We start from the raw sequence: 24,011 nt of genomic DNA, 5'->3' as shown, positions 1-24,011 counted from the left end.
GGCTGACGGGCCGCCGACGCCCTTCAGCCCAAGCCCTTCAGCCCGAGCGCTTCAGTCAGGCGCTTCAGCAGCCCTTCTTCGTGGTGGCCGCAGGGGCCGGAGCGGTCAGGGCCGTCAGGGCCTTGGTCGCGGCGGCCTGGCTGTTCAGCGCCTTGAAGCGGTCGCCGATGATCAGGTCGATCTCGGTTCCCTTGCGGGCCGCGTCGGTGCGGCGCTCAGCCGTGTCGAGCTGGGTGGCGAGCACCGGCAGCGAGGTGTTCAGCGAGGCCGACGGACCGATCAGTATCCCGATGCCGGTCACCTTCTTGTCGTACTGCTTGGTGGCGTTGCCCACCTCGCCGATCTTGAAGCCGCGTTTCTTCAGCTCGTCCGCGGTGGTCTTGGCGAGGCCGCTGCGGGTGGTGGCGTTCAGGACGTTCACGGTGATCTGCGCGGGCCGCGGGAGTGCGGCGGCGGACGCCGAGGGCACCGGGCTCGCCTTCGTGGACTTCACCGCACAGCCGGCGCCGGAGCCGGCCGCGGAGGCCTCCCCGCCGCCACCGGTGAACACGTCGATGAGCTGCAAGGTGCCCCAGCCGGCCATGCCGAGGGCGGTACCGCAGGCGACGACCACGACGAACAGCCTGCCGCGTCGTCGGTGGGGGCGCATGCGGGGGTATTTGTCCCCCGTGATCCGGTACTTGCCGCCCATGCCGGGGGGAGTCAGCATGCTCATGGGCGCAGCGTAGTGCGCCCGGGCGGACATGACTAATAAACGATCATCCGACACCGTGCGGGCAGCGCGAAAGAACCCGAAAGGGTCAACCGCGGGACGCGAGAGGCCGCGTCAGTCCAGCTCGAGCACGCGCGCGTGCAGCACCTGGCGCTGCTGGAGCGCCGCTCGCACCGCGCGGTGCAGCCCGTCCTCCAGGTAGAGATCGCCCTGCCACTTCACGACGTGCGCGAAGAGGTCGCCGTAGAAGGTCGAGTCCTCGGCGAGCAGGGTCTCCAGGTCGAGCTGCTGCTTGGTGGTCACCAGTTGATCGAGGCGGACCGGGCGCGGTGCGACGTCCGCCCACTGCCGGGTGCTCTCCCGGCCGTGGTCGGGGTACGGCCGGCCGTTTCCGATGCGCTTGAAGATCACACGGAAAGCCTACCGGCCCAGACCTTCCGGGCGCAGCCATGGCGGGCGAGTGCGACGCTGGAAAAGACGTGACGAACGGGGGCAAAGCGGGAGCGAGGGGATCGGGTCGATGAGTGGTGCCAGCGAGATTGCCGCCGGGTACGCCTTCGCCGGCCCCGCCCTCGACCTGGGAGCCCTCCTCTGGGACGGGCAGTGCCTGCCCGACGCGCCGGTCCGGGTGCCGTTGCCCATGCTGAACCGGCACGGCCTGGTCGCGGGCGCCACCGGCACCGGCAAGACCAAGACCCTCCAGCTGATCGCGGAGCAGCTCTCGGCGCAGGGCGTTCCGGTGTTCCTGGCCGATGTGAAGGGCGACCTCTCGGGCGTCTCGGTCCCCGGCGCCGACAACGACAAGGTGCGGGAGCGGGCGCGCGAAGTGGGCCAGAAATGGACGGCCGCGGGCTTTCCGGCGGAGTTCTACGCCCTCGGCGGCCTCGGCCACGGCATCCCGGTCCGGGCCACCGTCACCAGCTTCGGGCCGGTCCTGCTGTCGAAGGTCCTCGGGCTCAACCCGACCCAGGAGCAGTCCCTCGGCCTGATCTTCCACTACGCCGACCAGAAGGGCCTCGAGCTGTACGACCTCAAGGACCTGCGGGCGGTCGTGGCCTTCCTGACCTCGGACGAGGGCAGGACCGAGCTGAAGAACATCGGTGGGCTCTCCACCGCCACCGCCGGGGTGATCCTGCGCTCCCTGACCGCGTTCGAGGCCCAGGGCACGGCCGGCTTCTTCGGCGAGCCGGAGTTCGACACCGGTGAGTTCCTGCGGACGGCGGCCGACGGGCGGGGGATCGTCTCCGTCCTGGAGCTGCCCGCCGTCCAGGACAGGCCGCAGCTCTTCTCCACCTTCCTGATGTGGCTGCTGGCCGACCTCTTCCACGACCTCCCCGAGATCGGTGACGCCGACCGGCCGAAGCTCGTCTTCTTCTTCGACGAGGCGCATCTGCTGTTCCACGACGCGTCGAAGGCGTTCCTCGACTCCATCACCCAGACCGTCCGGCTGATTCGCTCGAAAGGGGTCGGCGTGTTCTTCGTCACGCAGACCCCGAAGGACGTACCCGGCGATGTCCTCGCCCAGCTCGGCAACCGTGTCCAGCACGCGCTGCGGGCCTTCACACCCGACGACCAGAAGGCCCTCAAGGCCACGGTGAAGACGTTCCCCCACTCCCCCTACGACCTGGAGGAGTTGCTCACCGGCCTGGGCACCGGCGAGGCCGTCGTCACGGTCCTGAGCGAGCGGGGCGCCCCCACGCCGGTCGCCGCGACCCGGCTGCGGGCCCCGGAGTCCCTGATGGGGCCGGTGGACGGGGCGGCGGTCGACCGGGCGGCCGAGGCGTCCCCGCTCCACGAGCGCTATGCACAGGCTGTGGACAGGGAATCGGCGTTCGAGAAACTGGCGGCGGCGCAGGAGAGGACGGCACCGCCTGCGGACCGGACCGGGGGCGAGGGGAGATCCACCCCCGAGCCCGACTCCAGGTCCAGGTCCGAGTCCAGGCCCAAGTCCGGTGCCGAGGGCGAGCCCTCCGTCGTGGAGCAGGTCGTCGGCAGCGGGATGTTCCGGTCCCTGGCCCGTTCCGTCGGCACCCAGATCGGCCGGGAGATCACCCGTTCGCTCTTCGGTACGGCGCGGCGGAGGCGGTAGCCCCGCGAGGTCCCGGGAGGCCCCGCCCCCGCCGCCCCGGTCAGTGGTCCCGGTCGCTCGCCGGGGCCTGCTGCGGCCGGCCGCGCTCGGCCGTCTTCGACTGCGGCTTCGGGGCCGCGCTGCGGGCGGCCTCGGCGCGCAGCAGGGCGCGCAGGATCGCGTAGGGGTCGGTGGGCATGGCTGTGCTCCTTGCGTGAGTGCTGACGGGCCTCGCTCGGGGCGTCCGTCAGCAGCGCAGGACCACGGTGCGCAGGGCGCGCAGGGCGTACGGCGTCCGGGGCGGCGTGGGCCGGGGCCGCTCCGCCGGGAGTGCGGGCGCCGGGGCCGTGGACGGCGCGGGGCGCAGGGGTGCGGCGGGGCGGTGGGTGCCGGGGGCCGGTCGCAGGGCCGGGTCGACGACGTCGTACTCGACGGTCTCGGCGGCCGTGACCGGTGTCGCGGAGAGCTCGGTGGCCGCGCCCGGTGCCAGCAGGGCGAGCAGCAGGACGAAAGCCCGCAGCCAGGTGCGGCCGTGCGGGACTCGTCGTGCGGTGCTGCTCATGGCAGGTCATCTGCCCGCGACACGCCCACGTTCCAGCATGCCGGGCGGGGAACCACCCGGTCGGCGGACAAGGACGGGCCGGGGCCGGGGCCGGGTGGTGCGGGGGAGACGCCGCCGCACGGGATCACAGGGCACGGGACCCCGGCGGCGAGGACCCGGGTGCGAGGACCCGGGCGGCGAGGGGACCGGTCATGCCCTGCCGCCGCCCGCCGACCCCCTCCGCACGGCCCTGCCGCTGCGCGGTCGGTCCTACTTCTTCGCGGCCTTGGCCGCCTTCGCCGCCGCCTTCATCTCCTGCTTGTGCGCCCGCACCTTCGCCAGCGACTCCGGGCCGGTGATGTCCGCGACGGACCGGAAGGACTGCTCCTCGCCGTAGGCGCCGGCCGCCTCCCGCCAGCCCGTGGGCCGTACGCCGAGCTGCTTGCCCAGCAGGGCCAGGAAGATCTGTGCCTTCTGCTTGCCGAACCCGGGCAGTTCCTCCAGCCGCTTCAGCAGCTCCCGGCCGGTCCCGACGCCCTCCCAGACGGCGCTCGCGTCACCGTCGTAGTGCTCCACGAGGTACTGGCACAGCTGCTGGATGCGCTGCGCCATGGAGCCTGGGTAGCGGTGCACGGCCGGCTTCTCGGAGAGCAGGGCGGAGAAGGCCTCCGGGTCCCGGGTCGCGATCTCGTGCGCGTCGAGGTCGTCGGCGCCGAGCCGGTCGGCGATGGTGCGGGGCCCCTTGAACGCCCATTCCATGGGGACCTGCTGGTCCAGCAGCATCCCGACCAGCGCGGCGAGCGGGGAGCGGCCGAGGAGCGCGTCGGCCTCGGGGTCCTGGGCGAGGTGCAGGGTGACGTCCATGCGTCGATGATCCCGCCTGGGCCGTCAGCTCGCGCGCCAGTACCCGAGCGCGTGCAGCCGCTCCTTGGGGACGCCCAGTTCCTTGCGGACGTACGCCGCCAGCGTGCGGGTGGTCCGGGTGTCGCAGGCGATCCAGACGTACGGGTGCTCGGTGGCCGCCAGCAGCGCCGGCAGCTCGGCCTTGACCCGGTCGACCAGTTCCGCGCGGGGGATGTGCCGCCGCTCGTGGCGGGCCGGGTCGGTGCGGAAGGGGAGACCGTCCGCCTCGCCCTCGAACCAGATCGTCGCCGGGGCGCCGTCCAGCGCTCCGAGCAGGGAGTTGATGGCGGGCAGCGAGGCCGGGTCGCCGATCGCCAGGACGTGCGAGGGGGTGGGGGCCGGCTCCTCGAAGCCGGTGCCCTGGAGGGTCGCGTCGATGGTGTCGCCGGGCTGCGCGGTCCGCGCCCAGTCGCTGGCCGCGCCCTCGTGCAGGGCGAACTCCAGCGAGAACGTGCCGGCCGCCGGGTCGGGGTCGACCAGGGTGTACGCCCGCTGGTGCGGCTTGCCCGCGTTGGTGAACCACAGCCGTACCCACATCGTCGGGTGGACCCCGGCCGCGGCGAGCAGCCCGCCGTCGGTGAGGTGCACCCGCCGGAACGCCCCGGTGACGTCCTCGGCCCCCGTCACGGTGAGCGTGAAGTCTTTCGCCCGCATCAACCTGAGGACCGCGCCCTCCCAGCCCCGCCCCTGCACCATGACCCTCTTCACCTCTCGCGTACCATTCCCGCACTGATTGATTAGGTAAGGCTAACCTAAAGCACAATGCCACAGAGGGACAGAGGGACCACAGCGTGACGACCGAGATCCACAGAGACGCATGGGGCGTCCCCCATCTGCGCGCCGACAGCGCCCCGGCCCTCGCCCGCGCCCAAGGACTGGTCACCGCCCGCGACCGCGCCTGGCAGCTGGAGGTGGAACGGCACCGCGCGCAGGGCACCTCGGCGTCCTTCCTCGGGCCGGAGGCCGTGCCCTGGGACGTGTTCGCCCGCCGCGTCCGGCTGGAGGACACCGCCCGCCGCTGCTTCGACCGGCTGACGGACCGGCACCCGGAGACCGCCGACTGGGTGCGCGCGTACGTCGACGGCGTCAACGAGGGCCTCGCGGAAGGGCCGGCGCTCACCCCCGAGTTCCGGGAGACGGGTCTCGTCCCCGGCCGCTGGGAGCCCTGGATCCCGCTCGCCGTCTGGCTCTCCACCCACATCCTGTTCGCCGGCTTCCCCGCCAAGCTGTGGCGCGAGGAGGCCGCCCGGCACCTCGGACCCGACGCGGTCGGCCTGTTCGCCACCGACGGCCCCGCCACCTCCGGCAGCAACGGCTGGCTGATCGGCGGCGAACGGACCGTCACCGGACAGGCCGTCATCGCCGGCGACCCGCACCGCTTCATCGAGGACCCCGGCGTCTACCAGCAGATCCGCCTGGCCTGCGACGAGTTCGACGTCGTCGGCCTCGCCGTCCCGGGCGTCCCCGGCATCGCCCACTTCGGCCACACCGGCACGGTCGCCTGGGCCATCACCAACGCCATGGCCGACTACCAGGACCTCTACCGCGAACGGCTGCGCCGCACCGGCGCCGGCGTCGAGGCCCTCGGCCCGGACGGCACCTGGAGCCGGGTCGCCCGGCACACCGAACTCGTCCGCGTGGCCGGCGAGGAGACCGTCGAGGTCGAGATCCTGGAGACCGACCGCGGCCCGGTCATCGCCGGCGGCCCCGAGGGCCTCGACGACGGCACCCCGCTCGCCCTCGCCCTGCGCCACCCGCCCCGGGTCACCGCCGACCTCGGCTTCCAGGCCCTCCTCCCCCTCCTGCGCGCCCGCCGCACCGCCGACGTGGACGCCGCCTTCGACGACTGGGCCGAGCCGGTCAACGTCGTCCAGGCCGCCGACACCGAGGGCGGCCTGCTGCACCGGGTCGCCGGCCGGGTGCCCGTGCGCGCCGCGGCCAACGGCACCCGGCTGGTGCCCGCCTGGGAACCCGGCCACGAATGGACCGGCTGGCACGAGATGCCCCGCGCCGGCCTCACCGACGGCGTCGCCGTGATGGCCAACCAGCGCGGCCCGGCGGCCGGCCTCGGCGTCGAGTTCGCCCCGCCGCACCGCGCCGACCGCATCCGCGCACTCCTCGCCGGACGGCGGAGGTGGACCGCCGGCGACATGCCCGCGATCCACACCGACACCCACCTGGCCTCCGCCGCACCCCTGCTGGACCGGCTGGCCGCCCTCGACGGCCTCACCGGCCCGGCCGCCGACCTGCGCGCGCGCCTGCTGCGCTGGGACCGCCGGATGGACGCCGACAGCCAGGACGCCCACCGCTACGCGGCCGTCCGCAGCGCGCTCGTCCGCCGGCTCGCCGCCCACCCGGCCTTCGCCGCCCTCACCACCCCGCCCGCCTACCCCGAGGTCTTCCTGCCCTGGCTGGCCCTCGTCCCGCGCATCGGCTTCGCCCTCGAACACCTGCTGCGCGCCGAGGAGCTGTACGGCGTCGACCGGCAGACGCTCCTGCGCGAGGCGCTGGAGGAGGCCGCCGGACAGCCCGCCGCCCGCTGGGGCGACTCCCACCGCCTCGCCCCCTGGCGGGCCCTGCCCGACCCCTCGTACGAGGCCCCCGCGCTCTCCGGCGACCACGACTGCGTGCTGTGCACCTCGGCCGTGCCCGGCTGGACCGACCTCGCCGCGCGCGGCCCCGCCGCCCGGTACGTCTGGGACCTGGCCCGCCGCGAGGACAGCCTCTGGGTCGTCCCGCACGGCGCCTCGGGCCGGACCGACAGCCCCCACCACCACGACCAGCTGCCCCTCTGGCTCAAGGGCGAGCTGGCCCCGGTCGTCACCGACTGGACGCAGCTGACCAAGGAGAGCGATGTCTGACCGTCCCGGCCACCCCGGCCACCCCCTTCGGCCATACGTCCACGAGCAGCACGCCGACGGGTTCGGCACCGTCGGCATCCGGCCCCTCGACGCCGAGGGCGACGCCGACGTCGTCCACGGCTGGGTGCGCGAGGAACGCGCCGCGTTCTGGGGCATGAACGGCCTGACCCGGGAGCAGGTCGCCGAGATCTACGCCCACATGGCGGGCCTCGACACCCACCACGCCTACCTGGCCGAGCTGGACGGCACCCCGGTCGCGCTGCTCCAGACCTACGAACCCGCCGAGGACCGGGTCGGTGAGTGCTACGAGGTCGAGCCCGGCGACATCGGCGTCCACCTGCTCCTCGCCCCGGCCGGCGAGCGGGGCGGGCGGCCCGGCTGGTCGTCGGCGCTGCTGGGCACCTTCGCCGCGTACGTGCTGCTGGGCCTGGACCGGCGACGGGTCGTCGTGGACCCCGACGTGCGCAACGAGAAGGCCGTGCGGCGGTTCGTCCGGCAGGGCTTCGAGCAGGGGCCGCTGGTCACCCTGCCCGAGATCGACCTGCCGGACGTGTACCTGCCCGAGAAGAAGGCCCAACTCGCCTTCCTGCGCCGGGAGGTAGCCTTCCCCGGGTGACTTCTGCGCTCACCCCGGACGACCTCGTCGGTCACTACGGCCTGGAGCCGATCCCCCGTGAGGGCGGCCTGTTCCGCCGCACCTGGGCGGGACCCGAAGGGCCGGACGGCCGTCCGGCCGGCTCCGCGATCGTCGCGCTGCTCACCGCCGACGACTACTCGGCCCTGCACCGGCTGCCCGCCGACGAGGTCTGGCACCACTACCTCGGCGACCCCCTGGAACTCCTCCTCCTCGCCCCCGACGGCACCTCCCGCACGGCCGTGCTCGGCCCCGACCTGCGCGGCGGACAGCACCCCCAGCTCACCGTCCCCGCGCGCACCTGGATGGGCGCGCGGTCCCGGGGCGCCTGGTCCTTCTTCGGCTGCACGATGGCCCCCGGCTTCACCTACGGGGACTACGAGCACGGCGAGGCGGACCCGCTGACGGCGCGTTATCCGGACCGGGCCGCCCTGATCGCGCGACTGTGCCGTCCATGACCTTGCTGGCGGGCCGCACGGCCCTGATCACGGGCGCGGGCGGCGGCATCGGCCGCGGCATCGCGCTGCGGTTCGCACAGGAGGGCGCCGCGGTCGCCCTGCACTGCCGTACGGCGGTGGACGCGGCCCGCGCCCTGGCGGCGGAGATCGGCGCGCGGGACATCGGCGCACGGGCCGTCGTGCTGCCGGGCGCCGACCTCACCGACGAGGACGCGTGCCGACGACTCGTGGCCGAGGCCGCCGAGTGGGGCGGCGGACGGCTCGACGCGCTGGTGAACAACGCGGGCGTCCAGCCCGTCCGGGAACTGCCCGGGATGCCGGCCGCCGACTGGCGGACCGTCGTCGACACCAACCTGACCAGCGTGTTCGCCTGCACCCAGGCAGCGGCCGAGGTGATGCGCGAGCACGGCGGGACCATCACCCACATCGCCTCGGTGGAGGCCCGGATGCCGGCCCCGGGACACGCCCACTACTCCGCCGCCAAGGCCGCCGTCGTGATGCACGCCCGCGCGGCCGCCCAGGAGTACGGGCCGTACGGCATCCGCGTCAACACGGTCTCGCCCGGCCTGATCGACCGCGACGGCCTCGCACAGGCCTGGCCGGAGGGGGTACGGCGATGGCGGGAGGCGGTCGCGGTCGGCCGGCTGGGCCGCCCGGAGGACGTCGGCGACGCCTGCGTCTTCCTGGCCTCCCCCCTCGCCTCCTGGATCACCGGCCACGACCTGGTGGTGGACGGCGGGGTGTCGGCCCGGCCGACGTGGTGAGCAGCAGGCCGTGGTGAACCCCATCTGCCGGTGAGCTGGACGCCGTGGCGGGCCGGATGCTGTGGTGAACCTGATGGCGTGTGCATCCGTACGTAACCCCGAGCACGCGAGTCTCGAGCAAGACGGAGCGGTGACGTGGGCGAAGGGCGCGATGACGGACGACACGGCGGCCGGTACGGCGGCGGGCACGGCAGTGGGCGAAGGGGACTTCAAGGGCTGGTGCTGCTGGGCACCGTGCTGGTCCTGTTCCTCCTCGGCAGCGGACCGGCCTCGGCGCACGCGGCCCTCCGCGGTGCCGACCCAGCCGACGGAAGCGTCGTCGAGACGTCCCCCCGCAGCATCACCCTCACCTTCACCGAGTCGGTAGGGCTGCTCGACGACTCCTTCCGCGTCCTGGACCCCGACAACCAGCGGGTGAAGACCGACAAGCCGGAGCACGCGAAGGACAGTTCGGACACCGTGTCCGTCGCCTTCCCCGAGAAGCTCGGCACCGGCACCTTCACGGTGGCCTGGCGAGTGGTGTCCGAGGACAGCCACCCGATCTCCGGCGCGTTCACCTTCTCCGTCGGCGAACCCTCCGCGACCCGGGCCACCCTGCCCACCACCGCCACCGAGAACCCCGTCACCGACGGCCTCTACAACATCGGCCGCGACCTCGCGTACATCGGTGCCGCCCTGCTCATCGGCACGGCCGCCTTCGCCGCCCTGTGCCGCCCGCCGGACCGCCGTCCGCTGCGCGTCCTGCTGCTCGCGGGCGGCTGGGCGCTGGCCGGCTCGACGGTCTTCCTGTTCGTCCTGCGCGGCCCCTACGAGGCCGGCACCGGCCCGGCCGACATGTTCGACCCGTCCGGCCTGACCAGGACCCTGAGCAGCCGCCCCGGCCTGGCCCTGCTGGCCCGCCTCGCCCTGCTGGCGGCGGCCGCCGTCCTCCTGCTGCGGCAGAGCAGGCGCGAGCGGCCGTCCCGCGCCGCCCTCGCCACCGGCGGAGCGCTCGCCGTCGGTCTCGCGCTGACCTGGGCCGCCGCCGAGCACGCGTCGGCCGGCCTCCAGGTCCCGGCCGCGATGACCTCCTCGGTGCTGCACCTGCTGGCGATGGCGGTCTGGCTGGGCGGCCTCCCGGCCCTGCTGATCCTGCTCCACCGCGCCTCCGTGCCGGCCGGCGTGGTCACCCGCTTCTCCCGGCTGGCCGGCGCCTCGGTGACCGTCCTCGTCGTGACCGGCGTCTACCAGTCCTGGCGCGGCCTCGGCTCCTGGGCGGCACTGACGGACACGACGTACGGACGGCTCCTGCTCGCCAAGCTGGCCGCGGTGGCGGTGCTGCTGGTGGCGGGCGCCCGGTCGCGACAGACACTGAGGAAGGGAACGACCGTGAGGGTGCGGACGGCGACGCCGACGGAGACCCGGGTACCGGAGCCGGTGAGCGCGCTCGCCGGGGGTTCCCCCGGCACGGCGGTCTCCCGGCCCGCCCCGGAACCCGGGCGGGAAACCCCGGAGACGGCCGGGCCGCGGTCGCCCGCCGCGCTCCCCCTCACCCCGGCCGAGGACGCCCACCGCAGGGCGCTGCGCCGCTCGGTCCTCGCCGAGGTCGCCGTGTCCGTCGTCGTCCTGCTGCTGACGACGATCCTCACCGGCACCCTGCCCGGCCGGGCGGCGGCGGAGGCGGCGACGGCGGAACAGACCGCCGGACTGCCCGTCGCCTCGGTCACCACCATCCCCTTCGACGCCGGCCTCGGCGCCAAGGGCACGGTCCAGGTCACCCTCGACCCGGGCCGGGTCGGCAGCAACTCGGTACAGGCCGTGGTCTACGGCACCGACGGCGGGTTCGTCAGCATCCCCGAACTCCGGCTGTCCTTCTCCCTCCCCAGCCAGGACATCGGCCCCCTCGACGCCAAGCTCACCGACCGGGGCGGCTACTGGGCCGCCGACGGCCTCAACCTCCCCATCCCCGGCACCTGGGAGATGAAGGCGACGGTCCGGGTGACGGACGTCGACCAGGTGAGCGAGACGAAGCCGGTGCGGATCGTGCGCTGAGGCGGCCGGGGCGGCCCGGGCGGGCCACCCCGTTCCGCGGGGCGAGACGCCCCGGCCCGGCGGGGACCCCGCCGGGTAGCATCGCGGTGTGAACACCTACTGGCACGTCGTTCTGCCGCCGCTCAGCGCCTGACGGGCGCGACAACGGCGGTGTGATCCCCGCCCCCCACCGACTCACGTCTCGGCCAGGGGGTTCTGTCGTACGCCCGTTTCGGATCCCCTCCCAGACGCACGCGACGACGGAAGTTCACGACTGTGCCGAACCGCACCTCTCCGCTCTCTCCCGCGCGCCCGACGACGACCGTCGGCACGCCCTCCTCCCGCACCGCCGGTCTCCTCGGCGGCCCCGCGCCCATCCTGACCGCGGCCGTCCTGTGGGGCACGACGGGTACGGCGAGTTCCCTGGCCCCGGCCGGTGCGCCGGCGGCGGCCATCGGCTGCGCCGGACTCGCCCTCGGCGGCATCCTGCTGCTCCTCACCTCCCGAAGCGCTTCCCGTAGCGCTTCCCGTAGCGCTTCCCGTAGCGCCGCCCGCAGTGCTTCTCGGAGGACTTCCCCGACCGCCGCCGCCACGGTGGCCGCCTCCCCGGGCGCCCGCTCCCTGGTGGCGGCCGCCACGGGCCGCGAACGGTGGCTGCTCCTCGTGGGCGCGCTCGCCGTGGCCGGCTACCCGGTCACCTTCTACCCCGCGGTGGCCCGCACCGGCGTGGCGGTGGCCACCGTGATCGCACTCGGCAGCGCCCCGGTCTTCGCCGGCCTGCTGGCCTGGCTCACCGGGCAGTCCCGGCCCACGGCCCGCTGGACCGTGGCGACCGCCACCGCCGTGCTGGGCTGCACCCTCCTGGTCCTCGGCCCGGAGCTGTCGGGCCGCTCCACCCCCACGGACCTGACGGGCGTGGCGCTCGCCGCCTGCGGCGGCCTCTCCTACGCCGTCTACTCGCTCATCGGCGGCCGGCTCATCACCCACGGACACCCGTCCGGCGAGGTGATGGGCGTGCTGTTCGGCGCCGGCGGGCTGATCGCCTCGCCGCTGGTCCTGCTCACCGACGCGCACTGGCTGACGACGGTGCGCGGCGCGGCGGTGGCGGTCTACCTCGCCCTCTTCACCGTCTTCCTGGCCTACCGGCTCTTCGGACACGGCCTGCGCCGCACGCCCGCGTCGGTGGCCACGTCACTGACCCTGGCCGAACCCGCCGTGGCGGCGGTCCTGGGTGTCACCGTCCTCGACGAACGGCTCCCCCTGGCCTCCTGGTCCGGCCTGACCGTCCTGACCCTGGCCCTGGTCCTGCTGACCTTGCCGAGCGGGAGGCCGTAGTCGGGCGCCGGCTCTCCTGCCGGGCTAGAGCCCGCGGAGCGCCTCGCGGAGATCGCCGTAGGCGCTCCAGCAGAGGACGCTGCCGTCGTCGTTCAGGCTGCCCATGTACCAGTCGTCGTCGCCCACGGCCTTCACCAGGCACAGGCCGTGGAACCCCAGCACGATCTCGGGCCGAAGCCGCTCGTCCTGCCACGAGCCCGTCACCACACGGTCGGTGGTCAGGGCAACGGCCTCCCGGTCACCGGAGACGTCACGGATCTCCTCCAGGGTCCACCCCGCCGGGAGCCGCTCGTCCGCCATTCGGCAATGGTGCCAGGGGAGGGCTCCCGCCGGGCCGCGGGGCACGGTCAGACGTGGTCGGCGCAGCAGGGTGTCGGATCGGGGACCTCGAACGGTGCGAGCGTGCCGCCCGCCGCGGGGACGAGGGCGAGGGTCAGCCGCCCGGCCCGCCACTCGGGCCGCACGTGGTCACGGGTGCCGACCGGTGTCGCGGGGTCGGGGCGGTACCCCGCCGGCGCGCCGACCACGACGAGCCGTTCGACGGTGGTCAGGGCGAGCAGGTCGGCGACGGTGACCGTGCCGGTCAGGTGCTCGACCCCCGGGAAGAGCACGGCCCGCCCGCCCGTTCGCCGCGCGTGTTCCCCGGCCGCCAGCGCCGCCGCGCGGGCGGCTCCCCGGGGACCGTACGCGCGGCCGCCCAGCGACGCCCCCGCGTCCAGCCCCTCCAGCGCGGCGATGCCCGCCCACACGGACTCGGCCGCCCCGGCGTCGGGCAGGGCGAGGGAGACGGCCGTACCCCTGCGCTCGTCGGTGCGGATCAGATGGGTGCAGGCGACCGTGCCGGGCGGGAGGCCGAGCCGGTCCACCAGGTCGTGGACCAGGTGATCGGCCGCCCGCAGGCTCGCCGTCCCGGCGTCCACCCCGAGGACGGGGCGGGCGCCGGACGCGTCGTGCGGAGTGCTCATGCGGGCAGGACCCACATGGGGTTGGAGTAGAACCACAGGTCCTTCCACGGGTCGGCGTCGCCGACGACGTCCATGGCGGGACCCGCCGGGTCGACGGCCGCGCCGTGGACACCGACGGCCGTACGGTTGCCGTCGGTGCCCCGCAGCCGGACGTAGAACGGCTTGTCGGCGCGGCCGAGCGCGTAGGTGAGCCGTACCGAGCCGGTGGACCGGTTCACCTCGAAGGACTTCACGACCTTGGTGCTCGGCGTGGTGAAGACGTCCTTGTCGGCGGCCGGACCGGTGACATCGCCCTGGATGACGTCCACGCGGGCCAGGGCCGGCACGAACTGGGCCCAGTTGGGGCTGTCGGCCAGGCCGATCTCGACGACCACCTCGACCTGGGCGCCGCGGCGGACGTGCAGCATGCCGCCGAGCGTCACCGCGCGGCCGCCGGAGCGCAGCCGGGCGTCGAGCCCGCTGATCAGGCCGCCGTGGTCGACCCAGACCCGGCCGGCGCGGATGCCGTCCATGACGGCCTGGTACGAGAAGGAGGCCGCGCCGACATGTGTCCGGCTGTACTGGCCGGGCCAGAAGTCGGTGTCACCGAGGTTCAGGCCGCCGCCGTGGACCGGGTCGGCATGGCGGCCGTCGGCGTTGAAGTCGCCGTTCGGGCCGCGTACGGCGGAGTCGGCGTGGACGTTGTGGGAGTCGGAGTTGGCGGTGATCCACCAGGGCTTGCCCTCGGCGAGCAGGCTGTCCCACAGGCCGCCGACGGTGGAGGTCATCCAGTCGAAGCCGCCCCAGGTGCGGTAGCTCTCCAGCGGGTAGGCGGCGAAGGAGTCGGCGCCGGGGCTGTTGTCGTAGATGCCGCGCGCGGCGCCGGGGCCGGTCGGGGCGGGCAGCCCGCCGGCCTGGTGGCCCGGGGCGCCCTCCATGCCGACGGCGATCCTCGGCTGGGCGTCGCGCCAGCCACGGATCTCGTGCGGGGAGTCGATGCCCTTGCGGGCCGGGTGGTTGGCGAGGAACAGGGCGTCCTTCACCGTGCGGCGCCGCACCTGCTCGGCGAGGAAGTCGATGCCCGCGATGGCGAGCGCCTCGTTCGCGGGCGTGCCGGCGGACGCCTTCTTCACCGAGCCGTCGAAGGAGTTCTCGAACTCCTTGAGCACGGCCACCTCGTTCTTGCCGGGGTGCACGAAGACCGTGCCGTGCTCGGCGGCCGGGATGTTCCACTCCAGGCCCTGGAAGACCAGCGTGCCGTCGATCCGGTCGCGCGCGGCGACGATGTCGGGGTTGACCTTCTCCACCCCGATCTTGGCGTGCGTCTCGCTGCCGTGGTCGGTGATGACCATCCAGTCCAGACCGTGCGCGTTCGCCTGCCGTACGTGGTCGATGACCCGGTACTTGGCGTCGGAGCTGTACTGCGTGTGGATGTGGTGGTCACCGGCCAGCCACAGATAGCCACCGGCGCGCCCGCCGTGGGACCCCGCCGACGCGGGCACGGCCGCCGCGGCCTGCCCCGCCCCACCGAGGACACCACCGGCCGCGAGCCCCGCGCCCAGCAGTCCGGTGCGGCGCAGCATGGAACGCCGGGACAGCTGGCCGGGCGTGAGCTCCTCGTCGGGAACCGACATGTCGAGGGCGGGCGGCAGCGAGGAGGCGTCACCGCCGTGGTGATGGTGATCGTGATGGTGGTGGGCACCGTGGCTGTGGCCGTGGCTCATGCTCAACTCCCGCTGGCGGCAAGGGCATACACGCTTGGGACGTGCAGAGTCTGGGAAGCCCGCATGAACGACGGGGGTCCGGGCGGCGGGGTGTCACGGAACGACTGATGACGGCACCGGGCACGATGTCGCGTCATTCTGCGGGGCTCGGCCTGGGCGGCGGGCTGGTCATCGTCTTCCCCATGGTGGCCGCCGGCTGACTGCCTGCGGCCTGCTGGTTCAGCCGGTCGCGAGGATCAGGCTCAGGGCCAGCAGGGCAAGTCCCGCCACGGTGATGACGCCGCCCATGAACTTGAAGAAACCGGGGCCGAGGCTCTTGGTGTCCGCGAGGCTCAGGTCGCCTGCGCGTTGGCCCATCAGTTCCAGAGCGGCCCGTCGGCGTGCCAGCGTTGTGTCGACGGCACCGCGCACGTTGAAGGCCCACCTCGCTCCGATGCAGACAGCTGCGGCCCCCAGCGCTGCGAGGAAGGTCAGGACCCCTGTCGGGTTGGATGAGGCTGCGGCCGATGCGGTGGCGATCATGAACATGGCGCGCAGCATCGCATCCGGCTGAACCGGATGTCACCGCAGCGGTGAACCGAGACGGAAACGGAGACGGACAACGACGAAGGGCCCCGCTGCAAGCAGCGGGGCCCTTCGACATCGTGCCCGGTGAGGCACTGGCGGAGGATACGAGATTCGAACTCGTGAGGGGTTGCCCCCAACACGCTTTCCAAGCGTGCGCCCTAGGCCTCTAGGCGAATCCTCCGCGGCAAACAATACAAGACGTTGAGGAGTGCTCGCGAACTCGTTCCCTGCCCTCGTCATCGGGTACTGTTTGGGCAGCCCCTCACGCGGCGCTATCTGACTGAACTCCCCCAGGGCCGGAAGGCAGCAAGGGTAGGTTGGCTCTGGCGGGTGCGTGGGGGGCGCTTGCATGCGTGGGCCTCGGTTGTCAGTGCGCGCCTATAACCTCGTAAGCGTGTCGTCTCTCGCGCTGTACCGCCGCTATCGCCCGGAGTCGTTCGCCGAGGTCATCGGGCAGGAGCATGTCACCGACCCGTTGCAGCAGGCGCTGCGGAACAACCGGGTCAATCACGCGTACCTGTTCAGCGGTCCGCGCGGATGCGGCAAGACGACCAGCGCGCGCATCCTGGCCCGCTGCCTGAACTGCGAGAACGGTCCGACACCGACGCCCTGCGGGGAGTGCGAGTCCTGCAAGGACCTGGCGAGGAACGGGCCGGGCTCCATCGACGTCATCGAGATCGACGCCGCGTCCCACGGTGGTGTGGACGACGCCCGTGACCTGCGCGAAAAGGCCTTCTTCGGGCCCGCTCGCAGCCGCTACAAGATCTACATCATCGACGAGGCCCACATGGTCACGTCGGCCGGCTTCAACGCGCTCCTCAAGGTCGTCGAGGAGCCGCCGGAGCACCTCAAGTTCATCTTCGCCACCACCGAGCCCGAGAAGGTCATCGGGACCATCCGCTCGCGGACCCACCACTACCCGTTCCGGCTCGTGCCGCCGGGGACGCTCCGCGACTACCTCGGCGAGGTGTGCCAGAAGGAGGACATCCCCGTCGCGGACGGCGTGCTGCCGCTCGTCGTGCGGGCGGGCGCCGGGTCCGTACGTGACTCGATGTCCGTCATGGACCAGCTCCTCGCCGGCGCGAGCGACGCAGGTGTGACGTACGCCATGGCCACCTCCCTCCTCGGGTACACGGACAGCTCGCTGCTCGACTCCGTCGTCGAGTCCTTCGCCACGGGCGACGGGGCCGCCGCCTTCGAGGTCGTGGACCGGATCATCGAGGGGGGCAACGACCCCCGGCGGTTCGTCGGCGACCTGCTGGAGCGGCTGCGGGACCTGGTGATCCTCGCCGCCGTGCCGGACGCCGCCGAGAAGGGGCTGATCGACGCCCCGGCCGACGTCATCGAGCGGATGCAGGCCCAGGCGGGAGTCTTCGGGGCCGCCGAGCTGAGCCGTGCCGCCGACCTGGTCAACGAGGGGCTCACCGAGATGCGCGGCGCCACCTCGCCCCGCCTCCAGCTCGAACTGATCTGCGCCCGCGTGCTGCTCCCCGCCGCCTACGGCGACGAGCGTTCCGTCATGGCCCGCCTCGACCGCATCGAGCGCGGGGTGAACTTCTCCGCCGGCGCCGGTTCTCCGACCGCGCCCGCGATGCCGGCCATGGGCTACGTGCCGGGGCCGGAGGCACACGGCGCGGGCGTGGGCCCGGGTGCCGGTGCTGGTACGCAGGCCATTCCGCCCGGTGGCGGGGCGGCCGCCGCGCGAGCCGCGGTGCGTGGGCCGGCGGGCGCACCCCCCGCCGCACCGGTCGCACCGGTCGCACCGGTGGCACCCGTCGCACCAGCCGCGTCCGCCGCCCCGACGGCTCCTCCTGCGACCCCTGCTGCCCCCCCGGCTCCTGCCGCCATGCCCACCCCCGCTCCCGCGCCCTCCCCCCAGCCCGCCCAGGCCACCCCCGCCGCTCCCGCCCCCGGCGCCTGGCCCACCGCCACCGCCGCCGGGAGCGGTCGGCGGCCCGGCGGCTGGCCCACGGCCGCCCCCGCGGGCAGCGGCGCCAGGCCCCAGGCCCCCGCCGCGGCACAGGCTCCGGCTCCCGCCGCCGCCCCACCGGCCGCGGCACCCGGGGCCCCCGCGGCCGCCCCCTCCGGCTACGCGGCCCCCGCCGGCGGCCTCGACCCCCGCATGCTCTGGCCCAACATCCTGGAAGCCGTCAAGAACCGGCGCCGCTTCACCTGGATCCTCCTCAGCCAGAACGCCCATGTGGCCGGCTTCGACGGCACCACCCTCCAGCTCGGCTTCGCCAGCGCCGGCGCCCGCGACAACTTCGCGAGCAGCGGCAGCGAGGAGGTGCTGCGACAGGCGCTGTCCGAGCAGTTCAGCGTCCAGTGGAAGATCGACGCGGTGGTCGACCCGTCCGGCGGCTCGGCACCCGCACCGGCCGGTGGCCCCGGCGGCGGTGGCGGCGGCTACGGCAACCCGGCCGCCCCCGGTGGATACGGCGCACCCGGCGGCGGCTACGGCGGTGGCGGCGCGCCGTCCCCCCAGCCCGCCGCCCCGAGCGCCCCCGGCCCGGCCCGGCCCGCGCCCCCGTCGGCCGCGGCACCCGGCCCGGCTCCCGCCCCTCAGGCCCCCTCCCGCCCCGCCGCCCCCGACCCGGTCGCCCCCGAGGACGACACCCCCGAGGACGACGACCCGGACCTCAACGAGTCGGCCCTCTCCGGCCACGAGCTGATCGTCCGCGAACTGGGCGCGACGGTGGTGGAGGAGTTCACCAACGAGTGACGGCCGGGGAGCCGAGCGGCGACCCGGGGCGACCGACGGCCGCCCGGCCACCCTTCCGGCGCCGCGCCCGGCCACCCTTCCGGCGCCGCGCGCGGAGACCCGGCCGACCCCGTCCCACACCCCTTCCCGCACCCCTGGGCCCACCCCTTCCCGCACCCCTGGGCCCACCCCCTCCCGTACCCGCCGGCCCACCCGCTCGTAGATTCCTACGACAACCCGCGCCCCGCCCCCTCGGCAGCCCGCACAATCCCACCGCGCCGCCTCCCGTTAGGCTGGCCCCGTGAACGTCCTCGTCATCGGCAGCGGCGCCCGCGAACACGCCCTGTGCCGCTCACTGTCCCTCGACCCCGCCGTCACGGCCCTGCACTGCGCCCCCGGCAACGCCGGCATCGCCGAGGTCGCCGAGCTGCGCCAGGTCGACGCCATGGACGGCGAGGCCGTAGCCGCGCTGGCCAAGGAACTCGGCGCCGACCTGGTCGTCGTAGGCCCGGAGGCGCCGCTCGTCGCCGGGGTCGCCGACGCCGTGCGCGAGGCGGGCATCCCGGTCTTCGGGCCGTCCAAGGAGGCCGCGCAGCTGGAGGGCTCCAAGGCGTTCGCGAAGGACGTGATGGCGGGGGCCGGCGTCCCCACGGCCCGCTCCTACGTCTGCACGACCGCCGAGGAGATCGCCGAGGCCCTCGACGCGTTCGGCGCGCCGTACGTCGTCAAGGACGACGGTCTCGCCGCCGGCAAGGGCGTCGTCGTGACCGACGACCTCGACGCCGCCACCGCGCACGCCCTGGCCTGCGAGCGTGTGGTCATCGAGGAGTTCCTCGACGGCCCGGAGGTCTCCCTCTTCGCGATCACCGACGGCGAGACGGTCGTCCCGCTCCAGCCCGCCCAGGACTTCAAGCGCGCGCTCGACGGCGACGAGGGCCCGAACACCGGCGGCATGGGCGCGTACTCCCCGCTGCCGTGGGCCGATCCGAAGCTGGTCGAGGAGGTCATGGAGACGGTTCTCCAGCCGACCGTCGACGAGATGCGCCGCCGCGGCACCCGGTTCTCCGGTCTGCTCTACGCCGGTCTCGCGATCACCAGCCGCGGTGTGCGGGTCATCGAGTTCAACGCCCGCTTCGGCGACCCCGAGACGCAGGTCGTCCTGGCCCGGCTGAAGACCCCGCTCGCCGGTGTCCTCAAGGCCGCCGCCACGGGCACCCTGGAGGACCTCGACCCGCTGCGCTGGAGCGACGACGCGGCCGTCACCGTCGTCGTCGCCTCGCACAACTACCCCGGCACCCCGCGCACCGGCGACCCGATCACCGGCCTCGACGCGGTGGCCGAGCAGGACGCCCCGCACGCCTACGTCCTGCACGCCGGGACCAGGCAGGACGGCGACGCGGTGGTCAGCGCGGGCGGCCGCGTGTTGTCCGTCACGGCGACCGGCGCGCACCTCACCGAGGCGCGGGACCGGGCGTACCGGGCGGTCGCGCGCATCGGCCTCGACGGTTCCCAGCACCGTGGCGACATCGCCGCGAAGGCGGCGGCGGGCGCGTAGGGCGCATCGGGCGGCCGGGGCGTGCGCGCCTTGGCCGCGTCTGCCTCTCGCGCCTCTCACCAGGCATTCTCCAGGCCCCGGGCCACCAGCGGATTCCGTACGGAACCCCCTGGGAACCCGGGGCCTGATCTTTGCCCACTGTCATCCACCTTTCCCCAGAGCCATTCCATCGAGTGAGCGCTGCCCCATCCGGCTGACGGGGGACGGAGTGCCAACTAGGGTGCGGCGCAAGCGTTCCGGCACTTGGCCCACCGGCATTGCGATGTCACCGGCGGGTGCCACAGTGGGGGAGTGAGCAAGACCAGAAGAGCCAGGAGAGCGAGACGGGGAGGGGGTGAGGTCCGGTCGTGACCGGTATGGGAGTGGAGGCAGGCGCGCAGGCCGCGCGAGCCCGGGCGCTCGGGGTGCTGCGCGTTCGCAGCAGAGCGCTCGCGATCGCCCTGCTGCCCGCGGCGGCGGCCGTGATCCTGCTCGCCGGCGGCTCCTCCGGGCACCTCATGGGCCCGGGGTGGGACGTGGCCCGCGGGGTGGTCTGCGCGGTCGCGGTCGTCGTCCTGCTCGCCGCCGCCGTCGTCGCCCTGGTCGTCGTCCGCGCCCGTCCGGCCGTCAGCCCCACGGTCGCGATCACCGAGAAGGCGGCCCCCGACCTCTACCGGCTGGTGCGCGACCTCGCCGACCGCCTCGACGTCCCCGCGCCCTCCGCGATAGCCCTCACCCCGGACTGCGACAGCTGGCTGGAGGACCGCACCCATCCGGCCCACGGCCCCTCGGCCCCCCGCTCCGGGGACGAGATAGCGGGCACCGGCTCCGGCGGGCGTCTCCACCGTCGTACGGCGACCGCGCCCGTTCTCGTCATCGGCTCCCCGTTCCTGTGGTGGATGCGCGTCGGTGAGCTGCGCGCCGTCCTCGCCCCGGTCGTCGCCGGTACGGGCCCCTCCGCCCACCCGGACATAGCCGCGGCCCGGCGCTTCGTGCGGGGGCTGGACGCCGCGGTGGCCGTCGCCGCCGACGGCGGACGCTGTCCCGGCGTACGGCTGGTCTGCACAGGCATCGGCTGGGCCGCACGGCTGATGCTGCGGAGCTGCCAGACGCACGCCACGGAGATGGAACGAGGCGTGGCCGCGGCCGCCGCCGAGCGCGCACAGGCTGTGGACTACGGGCTGCGGATCGTCGCCCAGGAGCAGGTGGGCCTGGCCTACGCGGGCTGGGACCGGCTCCTCACCCGCGTGGCACTGCCCGCCTGGCGGATGGGCCGCTGGCCCTCCCGGCTGGACGCGGGTGTCGTCGCCGCCCTGACCGAACTGTCCCGGCGCGACCGTCTGGCCGAGGGTTTCGCCTCCCGCCTGGGCGAGCGCCCCGCCTGTGACCTGCTGGAAGAGCCCGGCGTCATCGACGAGGCCACCTCCCTGCTCGCCGCCCGCCTCTTCCACGGCGGCCCGGCGGAGTCCGGCCCCGAGTGGTCCCCGGTGGGCTGGGAGGAGTATCCGGACGAGGTCGTGGACCGCAAGTGGCGCACCGACGCGGCCCGTCTCCACCGCGTCCTCGACGCCCTCGGCGTCCGCCGCACCCCCGACTCCACGGCCCCTCGTCCCGGCTCCCACCCCGACCCCACGGCCCACCCGTCCGCCGGCCCCACCCTGGCCCGCGTCCTGGACCATCTGACACCCCCGCCCACCGCCACTCCCGCTCCAAAGACCCCGGCCGAGCACCAGCCCCCCACCCGCCCCGCCACGACCACTTCGCCCGACGGCCACGGGGACGGGGACGGGGACGGGGACGGGGACGGGGACGGCCAGCAGGACGGACACTCGGCCGGGTCCGGATACGAGCACTCCGGCGGATCCGGCGGATCCGGCGGCTTCGGCGACGAGCCCACCCCCGGTTTCGGCGACGAGGACGATACCCTCCCCGCCCCCAACCCCCGCGGCACCGCCCTGGCCACCCGCCTCGGCGCGGAGCTCGCCCGAGAGGAGGCGGCGGCCGCACCTCCCGCGCCCGCCACCGGAGGCCAGGGCCCCGACACCTCCCTGTGGGACAACGGCGCGCTCCCTCTGTTCCCCCTTCAGCCCCCGCGCACCGACCGCGAACTCCTCGCCGACCACGTCACGGCGATGGTCTGCTGCGCGGCGATGGACACCGTCGGCGCGACCCCCGGCCTCGACTGGCTCGACGGCCCGACGCTCCTCGTCGACGGCGTGCGTGTGGCCGACCTCGCGCCCCGCGTTCTCAGCCTCGTGGAGGACGGCGACGCGACCCCGCTCCGCGCCTGGCTCGTCGAGCTGGGGATACGTCCGGAGAAGCCGGTCCGCCTCGGCTGAGACCGACCGCCGCCCCACCGTCGTAACGGAGAACTCGGTTCCACTTTCGGCCAATTCGCAACGAATAGTGACTGTCTGCGCGCGTTATGTGATGTGCTGGGACCGATAGCGCCCTTGGCAAGCGCTCGCGACATAAGACAACCGCGCACACCGACCCTGTGCGCGGGCCGCGGGCAGGGCGCCCGCACGCAACCGCCGACGGGGGCCCGAGGGAGGGGAGCACCATGGCACCGGGACCGGAGCACGTTCGCCGATGGGAGTCGGGAGCACTGGCCCACGCCGTGACGGACCCCTTCGGCCAGGGCCCCGTCCCCTGGCTGCGCGGCAGCGAGACCTACTTCGACGCCACCGGCCAGGTGGTCCCCTGGTACGTCGACCAGGTCCCGGCACCGACCCGGACCCAGAACCCGGCCCAGGCACGGCGCACGGCCGAGGGCACGCCCCGCGTCCCCGGCCCCCGCACCGCACCCGCGGCCGGCGGCCCCCGCTCCGCCGACGACGTCCGGCGCCAGATCAAGGGCTTCATCTCCACCGGCGCGGCCGCCCCCGGCGAGGCCCTCGACTTCCACATCACGGTCGACCCGCCGCAGGAGTTCAGCGTCGACGTCTACCGGATCGGCCACTACGACGGGGACGGCGCCGCCAAGATCACCACCAGCCCCCGGCTCTCCGGCATCGTCCAGCCCCCGCCGCTGACCGCCGACCGCACCGTCTCCTGCCACCACTGGTGGCTCTCCTGGCGGCTCCAGGTCCCCTCGTACTGGAGCGCGGGCGCGTACGTCGCCGTCCTCACCACCGTCGACGGCTACCGCTCCCACATCCCGTTCACGGTCCGCGACGAGCTCCCCGCCGACCTGCTGGTGGTCCTCCCCGACGTCACCTGGCAGGCGTACAACCTCTACCCCGAGGACGGCCGTACCGGCGCCAGCCTCTACCACGCCTGGGACGAGCACGGACAACTGCTCGGCGAGGCCGACGCCGCGACCACGGTCTCCTTCGACCGGCCGTACGCCGGCGCCGGCCTCCCGCTGCACGTCGGCCATGCCTACGACTTCATCCGCTGGGCCGAGCGCTACGGCTACGACCTCGCCTACGCCGACGCCCGCGATCTGCACGCCGGCCGGATCGACCCCACCCGCTACCGCGGCCTGGTCTTCCCCGGTCACGACGAGTACTGGTCGCAGGCCATGCGCCGTACCGCCGAACTCGCCCGCGACAGCGGCGCCTCGCTGGTCTTCCTCTCCGCCAACACCATGTACTGGCAGGTGGAGTTGGGGCCGTCGCCGTTCGGCGTCCCGGGCCGGCTGCTCACCTGCCGCAAACGCAAGGGCCCCGGCAAGGCCGTCCTGTGGCGCGAGATCGACCGCGCCGAACAGCAGACGGTCGGTATCCAGTACGCCGGGCGGGTCCCCGAGCCGCACCCCCTCATCGTCCGCAACGCGGACCACTGGCTGTGGGAGGCGACCGGGGCGCACGAGGGCGAGGGCATCGAGGGCATGGTCGCGGGCGAGGCCGACCGCTACTACCCGCGCACCGCGCTCCCGCCCCACGAGGAACGCATCCTCCTCGCCCACTCCCCGTACACCGACGCCGACGGCGCCGCCCGCCACCAGGAGACCTCCCTCTACCGCGCCGCCTCCGGCGCCCTGGTCTTCGCCGCCGGCACCTTCGCCTGGTCCCCGGCCCTGGACCGCCCCGGCCATGTGGACCCCCGGATCCAGCGCGCCACGGCCAACCTCCTGGACCGCATCTGCAAACGCGACTGACCTCTGTCACCGCCGCGACTGACCTCTGTCACCGCCGCGACTGACCTCCGTCGCCGCCGCGGCTTGCCTCCGGCACCACCCCGACGGACCTTCGTTCCCCGCCCCGCCCGACCCGCTGTCCGAGATCAATCCCGGTGTACGGGACAATCA

At 74.1% G+C, this 24,011-nt stretch carries 21 protein-coding genes, 1 tRNA gene and 1 other RNA gene; 12 read left to right on the top strand and 11 right to left on the bottom strand.

Features of this window, described 5'->3' with window-relative positions; all coding sequences use genetic code 11:
• Positions 1 to 64 precede the first annotated feature (64 nt).
• Both IE275_RS20945 and IE275_RS20940 read right to left on the bottom strand, forming a co-directional pair.
• Positions 65 to 715, bottom strand: coding sequence for a LytR C-terminal domain-containing protein (locus IE275_RS20945; protein WP_229870406.1), 651 nt, complete (start codon positions 713 to 715; stop codon positions 65 to 67).
• A 111-nt stretch (positions 716 to 826) separates the two neighbouring features.
• Positions 827 to 1,123: a type II toxin-antitoxin system VapB family antitoxin gene (locus IE275_RS20940; RefSeq protein ID WP_004943146.1), complete on the bottom strand. Its 297-nt coding sequence runs from the start codon at positions 1,121 to 1,123 to the stop codon at positions 827 to 829.
• 109 nt (positions 1,124 to 1,232) lie between these two features.
• Here IE275_RS20940 and IE275_RS20935 point away from each other — a divergent pair, with 109 nt between their 5' ends.
• Entirely contained in the window at positions 1,233 to 2,801 is a 1,569-nt protein-coding gene (locus IE275_RS20935) for a helicase HerA-like domain-containing protein (RefSeq protein WP_189712868.1), read from the top strand.
• Positions 2,802 to 2,841: 40 nt separating this feature from the next.
• Here IE275_RS20935 and IE275_RS20930 read toward each other — a convergent pair whose 3' ends face one another.
• The 4 genes from IE275_RS20930 to IE275_RS20915 all read right to left on the bottom strand — a co-directional run bounded on the left by IE275_RS20930 (position 2,842) and on the right by IE275_RS20915 (position 4,920).
• A complete protein-coding gene (locus tag IE275_RS20930; RefSeq protein ID WP_189712867.1) occupies positions 2,842 to 2,979 on the bottom strand; it encodes a hypothetical protein in 138 nt (45 codons plus the stop codon).
• A 48-nt stretch (positions 2,980 to 3,027) separates the two neighbouring features.
• Positions 3,028 to 3,342, bottom strand: a complete 315-nt coding sequence (locus IE275_RS20925; protein ID WP_189712866.1) for a hypothetical protein — start codon at positions 3,340 to 3,342, stop codon at positions 3,028 to 3,030.
• 249 nt (positions 3,343 to 3,591) lie between these two features.
• Positions 3,592 to 4,185 (bottom strand): HhH-GPD-type base excision DNA repair protein, encoded by a 594-nt coding sequence (locus IE275_RS20920; RefSeq protein WP_189712865.1) that lies wholly within the window; start codon positions 4,183 to 4,185, stop codon positions 3,592 to 3,594.
• Between the two features lie 24 nt (positions 4,186 to 4,209).
• Positions 4,210 to 4,920: a siderophore-interacting protein gene (locus IE275_RS20915; protein ID WP_189712864.1), complete on the bottom strand. Its 711-nt coding sequence runs from the start codon at positions 4,918 to 4,920 to the stop codon at positions 4,210 to 4,212.
• A gap of 95 nt (positions 4,921 to 5,015) precedes the next feature.
• Between IE275_RS20915 and IE275_RS20910 the strand changes: the two genes are divergently transcribed.
• From IE275_RS20910 to IE275_RS20885, 6 genes are all read left to right on the top strand, one after another.
• Positions 5,016 to 7,085, top strand: a complete 2,070-nt coding sequence (locus tag IE275_RS20910; RefSeq protein ID WP_189712863.1) for a penicillin acylase family protein — start codon at positions 5,016 to 5,018, stop codon at positions 7,083 to 7,085.
• Positions 7,078 to 7,701: a GNAT family N-acetyltransferase gene (locus tag IE275_RS20905; RefSeq protein WP_189712862.1), complete on the top strand. Its 624-nt coding sequence runs from the start codon at positions 7,078 to 7,080 to the stop codon at positions 7,699 to 7,701. The genes IE275_RS20910 and IE275_RS20905 overlap by 8 nt, the downstream gene beginning before the upstream one ends.
• The gene (locus IE275_RS20900; protein ID WP_189712861.1) at positions 7,698 to 8,177 is read left to right on the top strand and encodes a cupin domain-containing protein; all 480 of its coding nucleotides are present in this window, start codon (positions 7,698 to 7,700) and stop codon (positions 8,175 to 8,177) included. The genes IE275_RS20905 and IE275_RS20900 overlap by 4 nt, the downstream gene beginning before the upstream one ends.
• Positions 8,174 to 8,941 (top strand): SDR family NAD(P)-dependent oxidoreductase, encoded by a 768-nt coding sequence (locus IE275_RS20895; RefSeq protein WP_189712860.1) that lies wholly within the window; start codon positions 8,174 to 8,176, stop codon positions 8,939 to 8,941. The genes IE275_RS20900 and IE275_RS20895 overlap by 4 nt, the downstream gene beginning before the upstream one ends.
• Before the next feature lie 219 nt (positions 8,942 to 9,160).
• Positions 9,161 to 10,972: a copper resistance CopC/CopD family protein gene (locus tag IE275_RS20890; RefSeq protein ID WP_189712859.1), complete on the top strand. Its 1,812-nt coding sequence runs from the start codon at positions 9,161 to 9,163 to the stop codon at positions 10,970 to 10,972.
• 255 nt (positions 10,973 to 11,227) lie between these two features.
• The gene (locus tag IE275_RS20885; protein ID WP_189712858.1) at positions 11,228 to 12,286 is read left to right on the top strand and encodes an EamA family transporter; all 1,059 of its coding nucleotides are present in this window, start codon (positions 11,228 to 11,230) and stop codon (positions 12,284 to 12,286) included.
• Between the two features lie 24 nt (positions 12,287 to 12,310).
• On the opposite strand, the gene IE275_RS20880 is transcribed toward IE275_RS20885, so the two are convergent.
• From IE275_RS20880 to IE275_RS20860, 5 genes are all read right to left on the bottom strand, one after another.
• The gene (locus tag IE275_RS20880) at positions 12,311 to 12,586 is read right to left on the bottom strand and encodes a hypothetical protein (RefSeq protein ID WP_189712857.1); all 276 of its coding nucleotides are present in this window, start codon (positions 12,584 to 12,586) and stop codon (positions 12,311 to 12,313) included.
• A gap of 47 nt (positions 12,587 to 12,633) precedes the next feature.
• Positions 12,634 to 13,251 carry a hypothetical protein gene (locus IE275_RS20875; RefSeq protein WP_189712856.1) on the bottom strand — a complete coding sequence of 206 codons (618 nt, stop codon included), beginning with the start codon at positions 13,249 to 13,251 and terminating at the stop codon, positions 12,634 to 12,636.
• Positions 13,248 to 14,954 (bottom strand): PHP domain-containing protein, encoded by a 1,707-nt coding sequence (locus IE275_RS20870; RefSeq protein ID WP_189712855.1) that lies wholly within the window; start codon positions 14,952 to 14,954, stop codon positions 13,248 to 13,250. Before IE275_RS20870 ends, IE275_RS20875 begins: the two co-directional genes overlap by 4 nt.
• Positions 14,955 to 15,173: 219 nt before the next feature.
• Entirely contained in the window at positions 15,174 to 15,482 is a 309-nt protein-coding gene (locus IE275_RS20865; protein WP_189712854.1) for a hypothetical protein, read from the bottom strand.
• A gap of 132 nt (positions 15,483 to 15,614) precedes the next feature.
• Positions 15,615 to 15,702, bottom strand: a tRNA-Ser gene (locus tag IE275_RS20860).
• Between the two features lie 72 nt (positions 15,703 to 15,774).
• Here IE275_RS20860 and ffs point away from each other — a divergent pair.
• From ffs to IE275_RS20835, 5 genes are all read left to right on the top strand, one after another.
• An RNA gene (ffs, locus tag IE275_RS20855) (signal recognition particle sRNA small type) lies at positions 15,775 to 15,873 on the top strand.
• A 42-nt stretch (positions 15,874 to 15,915) separates the two neighbouring features.
• Positions 15,916 to 18,243 carry a DNA polymerase III subunit gamma and tau gene (locus IE275_RS20850; protein WP_189712853.1) on the top strand — a complete coding sequence of 776 codons (2,328 nt, stop codon included), beginning with the start codon at positions 15,916 to 15,918 and terminating at the stop codon, positions 18,241 to 18,243.
• 280 nt (positions 18,244 to 18,523) lie between these two features.
• Positions 18,524 to 19,777, top strand: a complete 1,254-nt coding sequence (gene purD, locus IE275_RS20845) for a phosphoribosylamine--glycine ligase (protein ID WP_189712852.1) — start codon at positions 18,524 to 18,526, stop codon at positions 19,775 to 19,777.
• Positions 19,778 to 20,133: 356 nt separating this feature from the next.
• Positions 20,134 to 22,095: a M48 family metalloprotease gene (locus tag IE275_RS20840; protein WP_373299268.1), complete on the top strand. Its 1,962-nt coding sequence runs from the start codon at positions 20,134 to 20,136 to the stop codon at positions 22,093 to 22,095.
• A 224-nt stretch (positions 22,096 to 22,319) separates the two neighbouring features.
• Positions 22,320 to 23,861, top strand: a complete 1,542-nt coding sequence (locus IE275_RS20835) for a N,N-dimethylformamidase beta subunit family domain-containing protein (RefSeq protein WP_189712850.1) — start codon at positions 22,320 to 22,322, stop codon at positions 23,859 to 23,861.
• Positions 23,862 to 24,011: the final 150 nt, after the last annotated feature.

Source organism: Streptomyces phaeofaciens (genome assembly GCF_014648915.1).
Taxonomy (GTDB): domain Bacteria; phylum Actinomycetota; class Actinomycetes; order Streptomycetales; family Streptomycetaceae; genus Streptomyces; species Streptomyces phaeofaciens.
Note: the sequence above shows the minus strand (reverse complement) of the source record. Positions and strands in the feature narration are given on the sequence as shown.